This window comes from Desulfitobacterium hafniense DCB-2, from assembly GCF_000021925.1.
Taxonomy (GTDB): domain Bacteria; phylum Bacillota; class Desulfitobacteriia; order Desulfitobacteriales; family Desulfitobacteriaceae; genus Desulfitobacterium; species Desulfitobacterium hafniense.
Map to the genome: position 1 here is coordinate 272,501 of NC_011830.1, position 16,337 is coordinate 288,837.

General features: G+C 44.6%; 18 protein-coding genes (1 of these 18 cut by a window edge). 15 read left to right on the forward strand and 3 right to left on the reverse strand.

The genetic code is table 11. The features are described 5' to 3' along the window. From yaaA to DHAF_RS01300, 3 genes are all read left to right on the forward strand, one after another. Positions 1-690, forward strand: the 3' portion of a protein-coding gene (gene yaaA, locus DHAF_RS01290) for a peroxide stress protein YaaA (RefSeq protein WP_011458998.1). Its footprint begins 66 nt before the window's first position; the window shows 690 of its 756 coding nt (coding positions 67-756); its start codon lies off the left edge, out of view; its stop codon occupies positions 688-690. Positions 691-724: 34 nt separating this feature from the next. After that, entirely contained in the window at positions 725-1,624 is a 900-nt protein-coding gene (locus DHAF_RS01295; RefSeq protein WP_005810534.1) for a GNAT family N-acetyltransferase, read from the forward strand. A gap of 130 nt (positions 1,625-1,754) precedes the next feature. Beyond that, positions 1,755-2,078: a thioredoxin family protein gene (locus DHAF_RS01300; RefSeq protein WP_005810532.1), complete on the forward strand. Its 324-nt coding sequence runs from the start codon at positions 1,755-1,757 to the stop codon at positions 2,076-2,078. 100 nt (positions 2,079-2,178) lie between these two features. On the opposite strand, the gene DHAF_RS01305 is transcribed toward DHAF_RS01300, so the two are convergent. Beyond that, the gene (locus DHAF_RS01305; RefSeq protein ID WP_005810530.1) at positions 2,179-2,631 is read right to left on the reverse strand and encodes a helix-turn-helix transcriptional regulator; all 453 of its coding nucleotides are present in this window, start codon (positions 2,629-2,631) and stop codon (positions 2,179-2,181) included. Between the two features lie 138 nt (positions 2,632-2,769). On the opposite strand from DHAF_RS01305, the gene DHAF_RS01310 reads away from it, so the two are divergent. The 3 genes from DHAF_RS01310 (at position 2,770) to DHAF_RS01320 (ending at position 4,867) form a co-directional block, all read left to right on the forward strand. Further along, positions 2,770-3,375 (forward strand): hypothetical protein, encoded by a 606-nt coding sequence (locus tag DHAF_RS01310; protein ID WP_005810527.1) that lies wholly within the window; start codon positions 2,770-2,772, stop codon positions 3,373-3,375. 208 nt (positions 3,376-3,583) lie between these two features. Continuing rightward, positions 3,584-4,246, forward strand: a complete 663-nt coding sequence (locus tag DHAF_RS01315) for an HD-GYP domain-containing protein (RefSeq protein ID WP_005810525.1) — start codon at positions 3,584-3,586, stop codon at positions 4,244-4,246. A gap of 171 nt (positions 4,247-4,417) precedes the next feature. Then, positions 4,418-4,867, forward strand: coding sequence for a hypothetical protein (locus DHAF_RS01320; RefSeq protein ID WP_005810523.1), 450 nt, complete (start codon positions 4,418-4,420; stop codon positions 4,865-4,867). A 116-nt stretch (positions 4,868-4,983) separates the two neighbouring features. On the opposite strand, the gene DHAF_RS25985 is transcribed toward DHAF_RS01320, so the two are convergent. Continuing rightward, the gene (locus DHAF_RS25985) at positions 4,984-5,139 is read right to left on the reverse strand and encodes a hypothetical protein (RefSeq protein WP_005810521.1); all 156 of its coding nucleotides are present in this window, start codon (positions 5,137-5,139) and stop codon (positions 4,984-4,986) included. 27 nt (positions 5,140-5,166) lie between these two features. Next, entirely contained in the window at positions 5,167-6,636 is a 1,470-nt protein-coding gene (locus DHAF_RS01325; RefSeq protein WP_011459002.1) for a putative sulfate exporter family transporter, read from the reverse strand. 818 nt (positions 6,637-7,454) lie between these two features. On the opposite strand from DHAF_RS01325, the gene DHAF_RS01330 reads away from it, so the two are divergent. The 9 genes from DHAF_RS01330 (at position 7,455) to dsrM (ending at position 16,328) form a co-directional block, all read left to right on the forward strand. Next, positions 7,455-8,354, forward strand: coding sequence for a respiratory nitrate reductase subunit gamma (locus tag DHAF_RS01330; RefSeq protein ID WP_011459003.1), 900 nt, complete (start codon positions 7,455-7,457; stop codon positions 8,352-8,354). Between the two features lie 33 nt (positions 8,355-8,387). Then, positions 8,388-10,001, forward strand: coding sequence for a (Fe-S)-binding protein (locus tag DHAF_RS01335; RefSeq protein ID WP_005810511.1), 1,614 nt, complete (start codon positions 8,388-8,390; stop codon positions 9,999-10,001). A gap of 46 nt (positions 10,002-10,047) precedes the next feature. Next, positions 10,048-11,742 (forward strand): FAD-dependent oxidoreductase, encoded by a 1,695-nt coding sequence (locus tag DHAF_RS01340; RefSeq protein WP_005810509.1) that lies wholly within the window; start codon positions 10,048-10,050, stop codon positions 11,740-11,742. Positions 11,743-11,879: 137 nt separating this feature from the next. Next, positions 11,880-12,068: a 4Fe-4S binding protein gene (locus DHAF_RS01345; RefSeq protein WP_005810507.1), complete on the forward strand. Its 189-nt coding sequence runs from the start codon at positions 11,880-11,882 to the stop codon at positions 12,066-12,068. 39 nt (positions 12,069-12,107) lie between these two features. Further along, positions 12,108-13,301 (forward strand): dissimilatory-type sulfite reductase subunit alpha, encoded by a 1,194-nt coding sequence (gene dsrA / locus DHAF_RS01350; RefSeq protein WP_005810505.1) that lies wholly within the window; start codon positions 12,108-12,110, stop codon positions 13,299-13,301. Between the two features lie 13 nt (positions 13,302-13,314). Further along, the gene (gene dsrB, locus DHAF_RS01355; protein ID WP_005810503.1) at positions 13,315-14,373 is read left to right on the forward strand and encodes a dissimilatory-type sulfite reductase subunit beta; all 1,059 of its coding nucleotides are present in this window, start codon (positions 13,315-13,317) and stop codon (positions 14,371-14,373) included. A gap of 43 nt (positions 14,374-14,416) precedes the next feature. After that, the gene (locus DHAF_RS01360) at positions 14,417-14,638 is read left to right on the forward strand and encodes a hypothetical protein (RefSeq protein ID WP_015942642.1); all 222 of its coding nucleotides are present in this window, start codon (positions 14,417-14,419) and stop codon (positions 14,636-14,638) included. 101 nt (positions 14,639-14,739) lie between these two features. Then, on the forward strand, positions 14,740-15,330 hold the full coding sequence (locus tag DHAF_RS01365; RefSeq protein WP_015942643.1) for an RsbRD N-terminal domain-containing protein: 591 nt from the start codon (positions 14,740-14,742) through the stop codon (positions 15,328-15,330). After that, positions 15,327-16,328 carry a sulfate reduction electron transfer complex DsrMKJOP subunit DsrM gene (dsrM, locus tag DHAF_RS01370; protein ID WP_005810497.1) on the forward strand — a complete coding sequence of 334 codons (1,002 nt, stop codon included), beginning with the start codon at positions 15,327-15,329 and terminating at the stop codon, positions 16,326-16,328. The genes DHAF_RS01365 and dsrM overlap by 4 nt, the downstream gene beginning before the upstream one ends. Positions 16,329-16,337 lie beyond the last annotated feature (9 nt).

The window sequence follows — 16,337 nt, forward strand, 5'->3', positions numbered from 1 at the left end:
ATACCTGTATATCTTGAAAAGGCCAAAAAGCTGCAAAGACACCTGCAAAGCCTGCCCTATGAGGAACTCAGAAAACTGCTCTGCTGTAACGATGAGATCGCCGGTTTGAACTATGAGCGCTATCAAACAATGGACTTATCAGGATACACAAGCCCGGCAATTTTAGCTTACGATGGCATTCAGTACAAGTATATGGCACCCCAGGTATTTGAGGATGATTATTTCGATTATATAGAAAAGCATCTGCGGATTTTATCCGGATTTTATGGTATATTGAAACCTTTCGACGGAGTTGTACCCTACCGGCTGGAAATGCAGGCGAAGTTGAAAACCGACTTCTGCCGAAATTTGTACGATTATTGGCAGGACGATATTTATCGGGAATTGACCCAAGAGGATACCACGATTCTCAATCTTGCTTCGGCTGAGTACAGCAAAACGATTGAGAAATACCTGACTGCCGGCATCAACTATGTTAAGTGCGTGTTCGGTGAGCTGAGAGACGGCAGAGTAATCGAAAAAGGAGTTTATGTAAAAATGGCCCGGGGTGAAATGGTCCGTTTTATGGCTGAAAAAGCCATTAAAGATCTGGAGCAAATCAAAGAATTTAATAGGCTTGGATTTAGGTACAGGGAGCAATTGTCGGATAATAACACCTTTGTATTTGTGAAGGCCATGGCAGAAAAATAAAAAAAGAACAAATTCATGAGGGCGAGGAGAAATTATGATTAATAGCTTAGCCGACCCTTCCATAAACTTAAGAGAAAGCTTAGATGCCAAGAGCTATACGCATATTAATAACCTGCAGAGACTGTGTTTGGAGCATGACCGAACAAATCTGAAATTGGAACTTGACTATAAGTTGAGTCGAGCCGAGGGCAAACCAGGGAGCCTGAAGACAATTAATGAGTTTATGTGTTATGAGGGAGAGCTTCTCATTGGTTATATGGGTATTTGTGATTTTGGTGGAGAGGAAATTGAAGTTAATGGTATGGTCCACCCTGATTATCGAAAGAAAGGGATATTTAAAACCTTGTTCTCCTTTGCCAAGAATGAATGGAGTAAGAGGAGAGCGTCCAGGATGCTTTTATTGAGTGATCGTGATTCACTTACGGGACAGGCATTTATTAAAAGGGTTTCCGGAGTGAAATATGAACACACAGAGTACGAGATGTTTTTGCAGAGTGATACCAAGCAAGAATTAAATTCCTGTAAGGTAGTACTAAGAAAAGCGACCGGCAACGATACCCGGGAAATTGCCAGACAAAACTTTATCTATTTTGAGCAAGAGAGCCAGGATGAGAATATGCTTATACCTGAGGAAGAAGCGAGAGCGGGCATGATCATCTATATGGCTGAAGTCAATAATTGTGTAATAGGAAAAGTCCATTTGGATATCAGCTCTAATGTTGGGGGTATTTACGGTTTAGGAGTACTTCCGGAGTATCGCAGAAAGGGTTATGGCAGAGACATTCTGACCTTAGGCATTAAAGAGTTAAAAAGCAACAATTTCCAAGAGATTATGCTTCAAGTTAATGTCAAAAATGAAAAAGCGCTTGATCTCTATCGTTCCTGTGGTTTTGAGGTTACGTCAACCATGGATTATTATGAATTAAAAAAGTGAATGCGCACTCTTCCTTAATATTCGCCTTACGAAGGGCTATGTTATGCTTGATTGGCTTGTAATTATAATAACAATGTATTATAGTTAATAGAAACAAGTGATCTTGATAGTGAGGGGAGTAAAGATACCGATGGCCTTAAAACAACTTGATTCCAATAGCTTCGAAGAGATTATCTATGATAATGGTGAAGCCTGCCTGGTTCTCTTTTCAAGAAAGAGCTGCCATGTCTGTAAAGAGGTAGGTCCTATGGTGGAAGACCTGGCGCCAAAATACAGCGGAAAGTTCGGATTCTACTATGTAGATGTCGAAGAAAATATGACTTTATTTCAAAGATTTTCTTTAAAAGGGGTTCCCCAGATTTTATTTTTTAAAGACGGGGAATACCAAGGGAAACTTTCAGGCAATGTTGAGGAAGAAGTCCTGGAAGAAAAAATAGCGGAAATTCAAGCATAAAATGATTTTAAAAAACACCTTGGAAGTTCCAAGGTGTTTTTGATCGTGAGGCAGCTGGTCGCAACGAGTGGACCAATAGCAGGAGCGCGCCTAGGAGCGCTTAGGAACTGCTTAACTCAAATAAACGTGTTAATGCTTCTTCCTTGTCAAAGGAACTGAACCAACGATAGCCATCGTCATCCAATATCCGATAGTGCTTACTAATAAGGTTTTGCTGCAACCGGAAAAGACCTTCCTTATGAACATCCGCCCACCAGATTTTGCCCCCCATAGTTTTCTCCTTTGGGCTATCAATGCGCTCGTGGGCGATTGTTCTTAATACTTCTAAAGGATCGTCTCCAAAAATAGATTGCATAATCTCACTTTCTCTAAACATGGCACAAGTGGCAACGACAACCCCCCAGCTGGCATAATCTCTGCCCTTTTCAATCTGGACAAGGGTTTTCTTAGATATGCCGATGATATCGGCCATTCTATCTTGAGAATAGCCGTTTTCAACCCGAATCAGCTTTATCTTGCTCGAAACAAGTTTGATCGCTTTTTCTTTGTCCATACTGGTTCCTCCCGGATTCTCTACAAACGAAATAAGTATTGATTGAATTTTCCCTTATAGTGTATAATTACACTGTAAGGGAAATATATTTCTTTTACTATTATAGCACGAACAGGAAAGGGGAGGGAAGATTTAGTCATGGATATGGGTAAAAAGAGAAAAATTATTATTCCTGCGGCAGTTGGGTTAGGGCTGCTTATAGCTGGGTTCGCCTATTTGATGCAAATACGGGGAGAATTTAAGGACTATCTCAGTGAAAAATACCCGGAGCAAACGTTTCAGGTCGGATTCATTAAAATTGATCCTATCTATGGAAGTTATTTTACAACAGCCAGTTGCTTAAATGATGATGTGTCTTTTCCTATCCGTAAGAGCTTCCGTACAGAAAACATCAATGAAAGCTATCTCCAAACCAAGAGCCATAATCAATACAACGCATATATCAAGGAAGTCTTTAATGAGAGCGGCATCAAAAACCATATTATAAGTGTAACAGGAGGAGGTAAGGACCACTATCAAAATGACGGGCATTATGACCAAATAAACCTCTACTTAACTGAAGAAGCTGATCTTATATCCGTAACGAAGACGGCTCTGAACTTATTGAGAGAAAAGGGTGTTCAGGCCGATACAGTTATTCTGACTCAAGAAAAAGACGGTCATGTTTATGAACTGTATGGGTCCACCGCGGATTATGCTTTAACTGAAGATCAACTAAGGGAGAAAATAAGGAAGATAAAATAGACCAGTTCTAACGACTATTGTATAATTGAAGTAAAGGAAGGTTAAGAAAGCCTTCCTTTTGTGCTTATACATATCATCAAATTGGCAACTTAATTGAAAGTTGTTCTCGGTAGAGGGGATATGCTGTATAATGATCAATGATGGAGCTATAAAGGAAGTCTTTCCCTAGAGGAAAAAAGGGTTTAGTAGAATATAAGGAGATCAAACTATGCTATATAGACTGATGAAACGGTTCAGTGACTATAATATATTGCATGATGTCATTGATTGCTTAACAGCGTCACTGGAAGCAAAGGACAATTATACAAGCGGTCATTCCAATCGAGTAGGGGATATGGCTTTTGATATTTGCAAAAGCCTCAAATTATCTATTGTGGAGCGGGATCGCATCCATATTGCTGCCCACCTCCATGATATCGGCAAGATCGGCATCCCCGACCATATTCTTAATAAACCCGGAAGACTATCCCCAGCGGAATGGGCACAAATTCAAGGCCATCCGGAAATCGGCTACACTATTTTAAGTAAATCAAGAAAGCTTAAAGATATCGGACAAATTGTCCTTAGCCATCATGAACGATGGGATGGCAAGGGTTACCCACATGGTCTAAAAGGGGAAGAAATCCCTTTGGGAGCAAGAATTATTGGCGTGTGTGACAGTATCGATGCTATGACCTCTGATCGGGCTTACCGTAAAGCCTTTACCTGGGCAGAGTGCAAAGCGGAGATAATAGCCAACAAAGGCTCGCAATTCGATCCCGAAGTGGTGGAAGCCATTACGGATTCATTATGGAGCAAATGGCAAATGGAGTATTGCAAAGAAAGAGAAAAAGAGCACAGCCTTGGCCAAGGAATCCAGAGCGCGACTTAACCCCAGGAGTATCCTCAAAAATTAACGGGATATCCTTATTTAGATCTGTCAAATTTAAGGAAAATCCTTATAATTAGAGATAGGGATGGTCGTCCATCAATCCATGGTAAGGTTATCCTGGATTGTGATTGGGGGATCAATATCAAAGTAAAATTTTGGAAGGAGTAAAGAATGGATATTAATTATGCAATTAAAGAGGTCATACGCCATCACCGGCAAGCGGTTCAAAAATCAGCCTGGGAATTCATCGACGTGGACACCTTATATACTCTTAGAGATATAGCGATAACTGTTGAGGATGAAAAATTTCACGTGGTGGGTGATTCGGACAAATATTACGTCATGGTTAGAAAATCTTCAATGGATAATGATGTGATCATGTTCGGCAGGGTAGATGGGGGCAATTTGGAGAAAACCTTAGCAAGGGATATTCCCAAAGTAGGGCTTGCGATCCTGGCAATAAGGCATATCGAAGATGATCATTATATAGATGATTTACTTTCAGCGAGAAGAGAAGAGCTGCTGGACCAACTCATTCTATGTTTCGGGAGTGAAAGGTTCAACCTGGCTGATGGAACCAGCTTCACTTTACAAGAACTTAAGCAAGCTGTTTCGCACTGAAAAAGTTTTATTTCGATAGCTCTTGGGGATGAATAGGTAAAGGGAGTACCGCCAAACTACTTTGCTCAAGCAGTGGGGCGATACTCCCTTATTACTTTTCAGGCTTTAGCTGAAGGCTAGAATTTGAAGATGATCACGAAGATAACCAGAAGTGTAAGCCCTAATCCTAACGAACCGCCAATAAGTTTCTTTTCGATAGGTAGAAGATCATACCATTCATCTTCGTAAGCTTTTTTAGCAGCAGGCGCTTGCTGCTCAGTTTTAATTGCCATTTTAATTCCCCCTTACATTATAAGTGATTAAACAGTCGGAGGCGTAATTCCATGGTAGAAGAGCCAGGAGATGAACAGTCCGAACCAGAGAATGAAGCCGAAGAGAGCAATACCATAAATGGCAACGATACGTCCCATTCCTTCTGCCCAGAGCTTACGAACGTTAGTGACTAAGCCGATGGAGAAGAAACATAAGCCAAAGAAGATAGTTCTGAAAGCATTGCCTTCATTAACGCCTGTGCTTAATGCCTTGACGCCATCAGGATTATTCACACCGACTAAGAACAGGATGAGGAAAGTCAGTACGAAACCGATGATGAATTTGGGGAAACGATCCCAGATATCTACGGCACTGACTTTATTTCTTTCACCAGGATTTGCACTGGCATTTTTATCGATGGGGAATACGGACCAGATAATAGCCAGAATGAAGGCCCATACACCGATAAAGATGTCGATGAAGACTTTCGTGGTGGTAGCGACCATCAAGATCCAGCCTTCTTCCCAGTTGATGCCCAGTTCCCTTAAGGCACGGCCCCTGATCAAGGAGTCGGTGATAGCACCACTGGCGATAGCGCCACCGTCGGATTTAACAGCCAGACCCATCCAAGCACCGGCAACCATGGGATCCTTGAACAAGAAAGCTTGTGCTAACCAAGGCAATAACAAGAGTTCGAGGGCAACGAAAACGATGATAACAGCGGAGAGAATTACAGGAATAACGGGACGGGCACGGATAGCACTACCAGTAGCGATAGCAGCAGAAACACCGCAGATGGAGATACCGGATGCCAAAGGTGCTGCCCATTCTGGTGTGAATTTGAAGAATTTACGAGCGATAAGGTAAACTACCGGCCAGTAGATCAAGTAAGCTTCAACAACAGCACAAAGTCCCCGGATGATGATTGTTGTAGCCAGGCCAAAGGCATCGAGAGTTTTAATAGCAATGGAGGCACCAAGAACGACGATACCGATTTTAATAAATAATTCAGGTTTTGCAGCTTCTTTTAAAAAGTCGGCTTGTTTGATAAAGAAGTTCCCAATAATAAGACCGACTACCATGGCGATGATATAACCCATTTCGCCTAGACCAAGAGACCAGCCAATGCCATAACTAGCAGTCTTATCAGGTGTAGCTCCGATATAAGCAATGTTGCCTAACATGAGGCAACCCATGGTTACCCAGAAAATAATTGAAAAACCAATGGCGTATTTTTTTAGATTAGAGCCGACAAATTTAGCGGCAACAGTGGTGATAGCTAAAACGAATAAGAAAGTCACTAATAAGGATGTGAAACCATTCAGGCCCGTAGCCTTGGATACAGGAGCAAAAGCTTTTGCAGGTTCGATCCATACACTTGCTTTGGTTACCCAGCCTAACAGGTCTGCCCCAAAGTAAGGTCCTAAACCTAATGCGAAGATAAATAGCCCTAGCCAGGCCGCCCACCAGTCTTCATTTTGAAGAGCTTTTTTTCTTGCGTAAGTATTCGTGGACAAGTTCGCCACCTCCCTGAGATTGTGAGCATATTTCATTTGCATTTAGAAATGTGTTATTAAGACGACATTCGTATTATTATTCACTTATGTGGGTAGATTTAGAAAGTAATATGGTATAATTAGGGTTCGAAACGATGCTTAGTAATATCGTATTAGCGAATCTACTTAAGTTTTAGTTCCTCCTCCTTTACAAAAGTTTGTGAATGTGAAAGTAATCGAAAATTGTCATAAATCACCCCCTCTAGGTTTAAGTTATTTTATTCATCCACGCTGGATGAAAGATAACAAGTATACAAAGATTATTAAACTGAATATTTGGAATACTCACAAGCCGTGTGTCTGCTGTTATAATATAACTAATAAGGGAAAAAAATCATAGGGAAAGATACCACATTCACATTAATGCCGTGAAAGTGAAAAGATGTTCTATTTGTTTTTATTATAGGTCCTATAACTAAATATGTGAAATATGAATTTAAAATGAACGATATAGGGATAATTTATGGAGGAAATTTCACAAAGTTTATTGAGACTAATTCACTCTGTCTATTGAAGCAGGCTTTGAGGCTGCCGGGCAGGCCGGGCTGAGCTTTCCGGTGATGGTTATACCTAAACCAATATCCGGGCTCAGGATGGATAAAAGGGATACCGTATCAAGAAGAGCGGTACCGGGAAAGAGTATGAAATTAATTTCCTACTAGGTATCGGTAATCCTAATGTTCACAATTGCAAAAGCAAATTTTACAAAGACTTTAAACTGACCTAGACTAAAAGTGATAGTATTAACAATCATTACTAAATCAAGGAGGTAGAAGACATTGTTTCTAGTCTTTTATGCGATTCTAGCCATGTTTTTATTTTTAGCACTCTCTGCGTATAAAGCGTATGAGTACACTAAAATGCCAATGCATGGGCGCTTGGATCTCTATCCTGTTCCCAAAGAAAAGGGGCATGAGCATGGAGGATCCTATTATGAGCAAGCTGAATGGTGGGCTAAGCCTCATGAAACATCGACAGCATCCGAGATTGTTGACATGTTGAAGGAGATTCTGTTCATTAAAAAGCTTTTCCAGAACCAAAAATCTCTTTGGTGGCTATCCTATTCACTTCACCTGGGCATTTATTTTATTATCGCTTGGACTGTAATCCTTGTAGCAGCCGCCGCAACCCAATTAGCGGGTGGAACCGTCGCCGCCGACGGCGGTCTTTGGGGTATACTCCTTTACTATGCGACCCCATTGGTTGGCTGGGTAGGTTTCTTTTTAGCGTCTTTCGGTGCCGTCAGCTTGTTGGTGCGCCGGGTCGCAGACCCCATCCTCAAAAAATACACTACGCCACAGGAATATTTCAATTTATTGCTCTTATTCGTCGTGACTTTAACCGGCGTTTTGGTGTGGAGTTCAGATATTACCATGAGCAATGCCCGGGATGCTATGGCTAATGTCCTGTCTTTCCAACCCTTGAACGGGGAGCCCTTATTGACGGTTCATATTATTCTGGCCGGAATTATGCTGATATACATCCCAATAAGCAAGATGAGTCATTATGTAGGTAAATTCTTCAGTTTTCACATGGTTATCTGGGATAATGATCCGAATGTCGCGGGCAGTAAGGTTGAGGAAAAAATCAGACAGGCTGCTCAATATCGCCCTCAGAATAAATGGTCAGCCCCCCATATTGCCGGTGCACCTGCACCCACGGAGAAGTCCCCTAAGTAGGGGTAATGAAATCGAGGAGAGGAGTTTGACATAATGATAAATCATAAAGACCTAAAGCCCAGTGATTTAAATAGGCCTGACGAGCAGTTGGTCAAAGTGGAAGAACTTATGCCTTTGCCGCGCCCTTACGATAAACCCGGCATGGAGCCCGATTTCATGGAAGTCAAACCGGCATGGCGTGAAAAGTACTGTACCTCCTTGGATGGCTTTGTTGCTATTGATACACTAACCCGTCCCAAATCCAAAGAAGAAGAAGAGGAGTTTGTCCGTAAGTTCTTGAGCGGATTGGAGAAGCTTTTCACCGACGCCAACAACGGTATGAGACAGCCCTTAATGCTTTCCTTTGAGTACTGTGCTAAATGCGATACCTGCTCCAATGCCTGCCATATCTATGAAGGGTCCGGCAATAATGAACTTTATCGGCCTATTTTCCGGGTAGAGGCTCTGCGCAAAATCTATAAAAAGTACTTCACTACCAGCGGCAAATTGCTTGGCGGTTTAGTAGGCGCCGACCTCGAGGCAACCTGGGAAAGCATCGCCCGTCTTGGCGAATCCGCCTATCGATGCAATCTTTGCCGTCGTTGTGCCCAGACCTGCCCTCTGGGTTTGGACAACGGCATCATGGCCAAAGAAATCCGCAAGATCTTCAGCATGGAAATGGGGATTGCCCCCAGCCCCATTCACAAAAAAGGAACGGAGAATCAGCTGAAGACAGGTTCCTCCACCGGACTTACCAAGCCGGCTTTCCTGGATATCGTGGAATTCCTGGAAGAGGAAATGGATGAGAAGTTTGGCTTGAAAATCAAATTCCCCATTGATAAAAAAGGTGCCGATATTCTCTTAATGCACAATGCAGGAGAATACCGGGCCTGGCCGGAAAACCCCATCGCTTTTGCCATTCTTTTTGAAGCAGCAGGGATCGACTGGACCATCAGCAGTGAAATGATGGGCTATGACAGTGTCAACTACGGAATTTGGTATGATGATGCCCAAGCGAAGAAAATTGCTCTGGCTCAAATGAAAGTAGCCAAAGATCTGGGAGTGCGGAGAGTTGTCCAAGGGGAATGCGGACATGCTCATAAAGCGGCGGCCGTGTCGGCGGATAGAATGGCCCCCGGATCGGATAAGGTGCCTGTGGAAAGCTTCTTCCCCTTACTGCGGGATATCGTCAAATCAGGAGCCATCAAATTCGATCCCAGCCGGAACAATTTCCCGGTGACCCTTCATGACCCTTGTAACGTGGTAAGGCAAATGGGAATTGTCATGCCCCAACGGGAAGTCTTACATCAGCTCGCCCCCCAATTCCGCGAGATGACCCCCCATGGGGTAGATAACTACTGTTGCGGCGGCGGGAGCGGTTTTGCCATCATGCATAGTCAGAACTTCGGAGACTTCCTGAAAAAGATCAGTGCCCGCAAGAAATTCGCCCAGATTCTTAACGCTTTCCAGGATACTATCGAAGATCCCCAGATCGTTAAATATATCTGTGCTCCTTGCTCCAACTGTAAAGGAACCATGCGGGATATCCTGGAGTACTACGAAGCAACCGATAAGTTCAATGTTCAATATGGCGGTTTGATTGAGCTGGTCGTCAACGCTATGGCTGATCTCAAGAGACCCTTCTTTGAGTTCTTAGAAGAAGAGTAGGCCAGATCCTGCTGCTTGCGGCGGGGCAAGAAGATGAGGTGGTAAAGTGAAAGTTGTGATTATTGGCGGGGTTGCCACAGGCCCTAAGGTAGCAGCACGCTTACGACGCCTTTCTATAGACGCCGAAATAACCGTGGTCGAAAAGGGGAAGATCGTCTCCTATGGATCTTGCGGGTTGCCCTTGTTTTTGGGCAACCTGGTCCCCAAAATAGAAGACCTTATGAAGACCTCCGCGGGGCTGATTCGCGACACCCAGTATTTTGAGGACACCAAGGGCATCAATGTATTAACCCAGACCGAGGCCCTGGCCATCGATCGTCAGCAGAAAAAGGTTAGGGTCCGGAACCTTGCCACAGGCGAGGAAAGAGATCTGGACTATGACCATTTAGTTCTGGCCACAGGGGCTAAGGAAGTAGTCCCGCCCATCCCCGGAATCCAGTACCAGAATGTCTATACCTTACACAGCTTGGATGACGCGGTGAACATTAAAGCCTTGATCAAAGAAAAGAAGATCCAACATGCCACCATCATCGGTGCCGGTCTAATCGGCATTGAAGTGGCTGATGCCATTGCCGGACCGCGCCTAAAAGTCACTCTGTTCGAAAGTCAAGGCAGTGTCGTCCCCAAACTGCTTGATCCGGATATGGCCCTTCTCGTTGAACACAAGATGCGCAGCCGAGGGATCGATCTAAGACTGAATTGTCCCGTCAAAGAGTTGACCGGAGATGAGGACGGGAAGGTCAATGGAGTTATCTTAGAGAACGAATCTATCACAACCGGGTTGGTCATTGTGGCTGTAGGAGTGCGACCGGAGGTTACTCTGGCCCGACAAGCCGGTTTGACCCTTGGCATAACGGGTGCTATTCAAGTCAACCAATACATGCAGACCGACGACACTTACATCTATGCCGGCGGCGACTGTGCTGAACAAGTCAATATGCTGTCCGGCCGCCAAGTCTTTGTTCCCTTGGCATCGACCGCCAACAAGCAGGGACGGGTTATCGCTGACAATATTGCCGGAAGGGCTTCAGAGTTCCCAGCCATTTGCGCTACTTCAGTCTTTCAAGCCTTCGAACTCAATGTAGGAAGGACAGGACTGGGAGAGCCAGAGGCCAGGGAGCTGGGCTATGATGTGATAACAAGCCTGAGCACCGGCCTTGACGCAGTTCATTACTATCCCGTTCATGGGGCGGTGACCATCAAGCTCATTGCCGAAAGAACCAGCGGACGGCTGCTGGGCGCTCAGGTCTGCGGTACGGGAGAGGCTATTAAACGATTGGATGTCCTTATAACCATCTTAAGATTCAATGGCACGGTTAAGGATATCAGCAATTTGGATTTGAGCTATGCCCCGCCTTTCGCTACGGCCATTGATGTTTTGATTCATGCGGCCAATACCTTGGAGAACAAGCAACTTGGGATCGTGGATACCGTGAATCCCTTTGAGCTGCTTGAACGCTTGAAAAAAGATAAATCCATCATCTTTGTGGATGTGCGCGAAGGAGATGAGACCAGGGCCAACCCTGTGGAAGGTTCCCAGATCATAGTGATACCTTTAGGGGAACTAAGGAAACGATATACTGAAATACCTCAGGGCAGCCCAGTGGTCACGTTCTGTGAATTGGGTATTCGCGGATACGATGCAGCCTGTTTCCTTAAAGGAGTGGGATTCCAGGATGTTAGTTTTCTGGAAGGAGGGATGTCCACCTGGGGAGCCTTGCAGCCTGCCCTGAACATGTAATTGCTAAATAATACACAATGAGTATTTTGTATTGCACGATTGGAATTCTCTATTTTACACAAAGCTTGAATCGTAGTTAAATGGACTTGGAAAGTGTAAGTTCACACAAGGATTAGATAGATAGGTGGTGAAGGAAGATGTTCATCATAACCATTGATCCCGATTCATGTTCCGGTTGCGATGCCTGTGCAGATTCTTGCCCGGCACATCTGTTGAAATTCAACGGGGAAATCACCGAAGTCGTCGGCGATGAAACCGAATGTATGGGTTGTGAAAGTTGCGTATCTGTTTGCCCAACGGGTGCTGCATCCATTATGGAGATGTAGAAATATACAAAAAGAAATTCTTGAATTGGAGGTAAGGTCATGGCTGAAAAGAGAACGCCACAACTGGATGAGTTAGAAAAAGGACAATGGCCCAGCTTTGTGACGGAAATCAAAAAGGCTGCCGTGAAAAACGAAGCCTCGAAGGAACTCCTTCATCTCTTGGAAAGATCCTATGAGGAAAAGAGAGGGCACTGGAAACACGGCGGTATCGTTGGAGTTAAAGGTTATGGCGGCGGGGTAATTGGTCGTTATACTGATTTGCCTGAAGATTATCCTAATCTGGCTGCTTTCCACACAGTACGTATTAATTCTCCAAGCGGTTGGTTCTACAATACCAAATCCCTGCGCACCATCTGCGATATCTGGGAAAAACGGGGAAGCGGACTTATGAACTTCCACGGAGCAACCGGAGATGCTATTTTGCTGGGGACAACCACCGACCAACTTCAGCCCATTTTTGATGAATTGAGTGAGGGTGGTTTTGATTTAGGTGGTTCCGGCTCCGACTTAAGATCTCCCAGCTGCTGCGTTGGACCAGGACGGTGTGAACATGCTTGCTACGATACCCTGGAAGCTTGCTATAACATCACCAACCAGTACCAAGATGAATTACACCGCCCTATGTGGCCGTATAAATTTAAAATTAAATTCTCCGGTTGTGCTAACGACTGCACCGCAGCGATTGCCCGTTCCGACTGCGCCGTCATCGGAACTTGGAGAGATACTCTCACCATCGATCAGGAAGCAGTCAAAGCTTATGTGGCTGAAGGCCTGAATATTCAGGCTGTAGTATGTGACCGTTGCCCGACAAAATGCCTGAAATTCGATGCTGAGACCCAGGAATTGAGTGTTATTGCTGAAGAGTGCACCCGCTGCATGCATTGCATCAATAGAATGCCCAAAGCCATCGCTCCCGGAAAAGAAAGAGGAGCAACAATTCTGCTCGGTGGCAAATCTACCATCGTTCAATCCGCTTTCATGGGTTGGGTTATCGTGCCCTTCATGAAGATGGAAGTCGAAGATGATTTCCAAGAGTTCAAAGATATGATCGAACGCATCTGGGAATGGTGGGACGAAAACGGTAAAACTCGTGAGAGAATCGGGGAAACCATCTACCGTTTAGGTATGACCAATTTCCTCACTTCAGTCGGTCTGCCTGCGGTACCGCAAATGGTTTACCGTCCGCGTGCTAACCCCTATGTCTTCTGGCCAGAAGATGAAATAAAGAAGTAAGAGGTGGTTAATAATGGCAATTCTAGATCAGGGGCCACTAAATTATAAAGAACAGCTGCCGCCCATCATTAAAGAAAATTACGGAAAATGGCGTTACCATGAAAATCCGAAAGCAGGCGTTCTGAAACACGTTTCTGAATCCGGTGCAGAATTATACAGCATTCGCGTTGGTTCTCCCCGCCTTGTGTCCTTGGATTTTATTCGCGAAATTTGTAATCTTGCAGATGAGTATTGTGATGGCTACCTTCGTTTCACAGCCCGTCACAATGTAGAGTTCTTAGTATCTGATGCTGCTAAAGTAGAACCGTTGATCGCGGCTCTTGGTGCCAAAGGTCTCCCGGTGGGCGGTACAGGCGCATCCGTCAGCAATATCGTTCATACCCAAGGTTGGGTTCACTGCCACACACCTGCTACCGATGCCTCCGGTGTGGTTAAAGCAGTTATGGATGATCTCTATGAGTACTTTGTCTCCATGAAATTGCCTGCTCAAATGAAAATCAGCTTAGCTTGCTGCCTGAACATGTGCGGCGCAGCTCACTGCAGTGACATAGCAATCGTTGGTGTTCACAGAACACCACCCCGCATCGACCATGACAAGATCCGCAAAGGAACTGAAATTCCCAGCTTGGTGGCCAGCTGCCCGACAGGCGCTATCCGCCCCAATCCCAAGGAAAAGAGTGTCGTAGTGAACGATGCCAAATGTATGTATTGCGGTAACTGCTACACCATGGCACCCGGTATGGAAATTATCGACCCCCAAAACGATGGAATCGCTATTTTAGTTGGTGGTAAGGTAGCGAATGCCCGGACCAACCCCATGTTCTCCCGGATGGTCATTCCCTTCCTGCCTAACAACCCGCCTCGCTGGCCGGAAGTGACCGACGCAATTCGCAACATTGTCGAAACGTGGGCTGCCAATGCTAACAAAGGCGAAAAAATGGGTGAGTGGATCGAGAGAATTGGCTGGGAAAGATTCTTTAGCTTAACCGGTATCGAATTCAGCGACAAACTCATCGACGACTTCATCTTCTCCAGAGAAACTTTCCGTACATCGGCCGCGTTCAAATATTAAGCGTTCCCATTAAATTTTCAATATATTTAGGGGGGAAATGGATATGCAAAAAGGAGCTGCCGACCCCGTTATTAAGGAAAAGGTCTTAGCTTTTCTGGACACCGTTGAGAAGGCAAAAAGCAAGGAGATTGCTGCTCAAATCGGAGAGAAAAAAGGCGATGTGGATTTAGCAGTCAAGGAACTTGCTATGGAGGACAAGGTGGAATATCTCTATATCACCACCACCTTCATCGCCCTCAAAGGTAAAGTCAAAGAACCAACCTAAGCCTTCCGAAACAACACTGCTCAATGAAACTCGTTGCAGGAGGTTCTCCTCCTGCAACGAGAAAACTCCTTTTCTAATAAAACACCAAGGAGTTGGCTTATATGGATAAGACCTTAAGAAGTCTCCTCACGGAAAAACAAGACCTCATTATTGAAAAATGGTGTCGTGAAATCATCAATACCTACCCGAAAGAGACAGCAAAATTCCTAAAAGAAAAACGTGATGAGTTTGCAAATCCGATCGGAAACACCATCAGCCAGGGTATTGAGCAAACCTTTACAGCCTTAATCCAAGAAAGTAAAGAGAATGAAGTGCATTTATTTTTAAAGGATATGATTAAGGTGAGAGCGGTCCAGAGCTTTACTGCTTCCCAGGCTGTGAGTTTTGTGTTCCTCTTAAAAAGGATAATTCGAGAAGAACTGGGCAAGGTGGCTGAAGAAGAGCGTATAGCCAAAGCTCTTCTGGACTTTGAAACTCAAATTGACCAGTTAGCACTTGCTTCTTTTGATATATATTCAGAATGTCGCGATAAGCTAGCGGCTCTCAAGACGATGGAAATAAGAAATCAGACCTACCGGCTATTGCAGCAAGCGAATTTACTAACACTCCGTTCCGATATGGAACCTGAGGAACCACATTCCGAACCAGAACCCTTTCGGGTCAATACCAAGAGAAAAGAGGTTGTAACGTGAAAGCCTTATTTTCTTTAATCGCTGTATTAATATTGATGCTTATTCCTCTAGTAGGAGTTGGGCTGGCCAACTTACAGGGCCTATTTGGCATTGTTCTTCCCTACCTGGCCCTCATCTTATTCCTGGGGGGATTCATCTACCGGATCATGGGTTGGGCCCGCACCCCTGTGCCTTTTAGAATCCCAACCACGGTCGGGCAAGGCAAATCCTTTGACTGGATTAAGCAGAATAAGATTGAGAACCCCACCTCCAACCTCGGAGTCATCATCAGAATGGCTATGGAAGTTTTACTTTTCCGGTCCTTATTCCGGAATTCCAAGACCGAGCTGAGGAATGGAGAAAATGGTCCCCAATTGGCCCATGGCTCCAACAAATGGCTCTGGCTCTTTGGCCTGATGTTTCACTGGTCCTTATTGATCATTCTCATTCGTCATTTAAGATTGTTTTTGGAGCCGGTTCCGGCGGTTATCAGTTCCTTGGATAGTCTGGACAGTTTCTTCCAGATTGGTTTACCTGCTCTCTATATTACCGACATGCTTATTGTCGCCGCATTGACCTTTCTCTTCCTGCGGAGAGTCGTGGCCCCTCAAGTGAGATACATCAGTTTGGCCGCGGATTACTTCCCCCTCTTCCTTCTCATGGGAATCGCTGCCACAGGAATACTCATGCGCTATATATTCAGAGTAGATATCGCCAGCATCAAGGAATTTGCCGTTGGTTTACTCACTTTCACCCCTCATATCCCTGATGGAATCGGCACCATCTTTTATATTCACCTGTTCTTTGTCAGCTGCTTGTTTGCCTATTTCCCCTTAAGCAAGCTGATGCATATGGGTGGAATCTTTATGAACCCAACCCGGAATATGAAGAGCAACAACCGTATGGTAAGACATATCAACCCTTGGAACTATCCCGTTGAAGTCCATACTTATGAAGAGTATGAAGACGATTTCAGAACCAAAATGATTAAGGCGGGTATCCCGGTGGAGAAGGAGTGAAATTAAAAA

What these genes read in the sequence shown, in the direction of transcription:
- DHAF_RS01335 (WP_005810511.1), top strand. Translation starts at nt 8,388, where the DNA reads ATGATAAATCATAAAGACCTAAAGCCCAGTGATTTAAATAGGCCTGAC.
- DHAF_RS01365 (WP_015942643.1), top strand. Translation starts at nt 14,740, where the DNA reads ATGGATAAGACCTTAAGAAGTCTCCTCACGGAAAAACAAGACCTCATT.
- DHAF_RS01305 (WP_005810530.1), bottom strand. Translation starts at nt 2,631, where the DNA reads ATGGACAAAGAAAAAGCGATCAAACTTGTTTCGAGCAAGATAAAGCTG.
- dsrA (WP_005810505.1), top strand. Translation starts at nt 12,108, where the DNA reads ATGGCTGAAAAGAGAACGCCACAACTGGATGAGTTAGAAAAAGGACAA.
- DHAF_RS01300 (WP_005810532.1), top strand. Translation starts at nt 1,755, where the DNA reads ATGGCCTTAAAACAACTTGATTCCAATAGCTTCGAAGAGATTATCTAT.
- DHAF_RS01320 (WP_005810523.1), top strand. Translation starts at nt 4,418, where the DNA reads ATGGATATTAATTATGCAATTAAAGAGGTCATACGCCATCACCGGCAA.
- DHAF_RS01295 (WP_005810534.1), top strand. Translation starts at nt 725, where the DNA reads ATGATTAATAGCTTAGCCGACCCTTCCATAAACTTAAGAGAAAGCTTA.
- DHAF_RS01345 (WP_005810507.1), top strand. Translation starts at nt 11,880, where the DNA reads ATGTTCATCATAACCATTGATCCCGATTCATGTTCCGGTTGCGATGCC.
- DHAF_RS01315 (WP_005810525.1), top strand. Translation starts at nt 3,584, where the DNA reads ATGCTATATAGACTGATGAAACGGTTCAGTGACTATAATATATTGCAT.
- dsrB (WP_005810503.1), top strand. Translation starts at nt 13,315, where the DNA reads ATGGCAATTCTAGATCAGGGGCCACTAAATTATAAAGAACAGCTGCCG.
- DHAF_RS01360 (WP_015942642.1), top strand. Translation starts at nt 14,417, where the DNA reads ATGCAAAAAGGAGCTGCCGACCCCGTTATTAAGGAAAAGGTCTTAGCT.
- DHAF_RS01310 (WP_005810527.1), top strand. Translation starts at nt 2,770, where the DNA reads ATGGATATGGGTAAAAAGAGAAAAATTATTATTCCTGCGGCAGTTGGG.
- DHAF_RS25985 (WP_005810521.1), bottom strand. Translation starts at nt 5,139, where the DNA reads ATGGCAATTAAAACTGAGCAGCAAGCGCCTGCTGCTAAAAAAGCTTAC.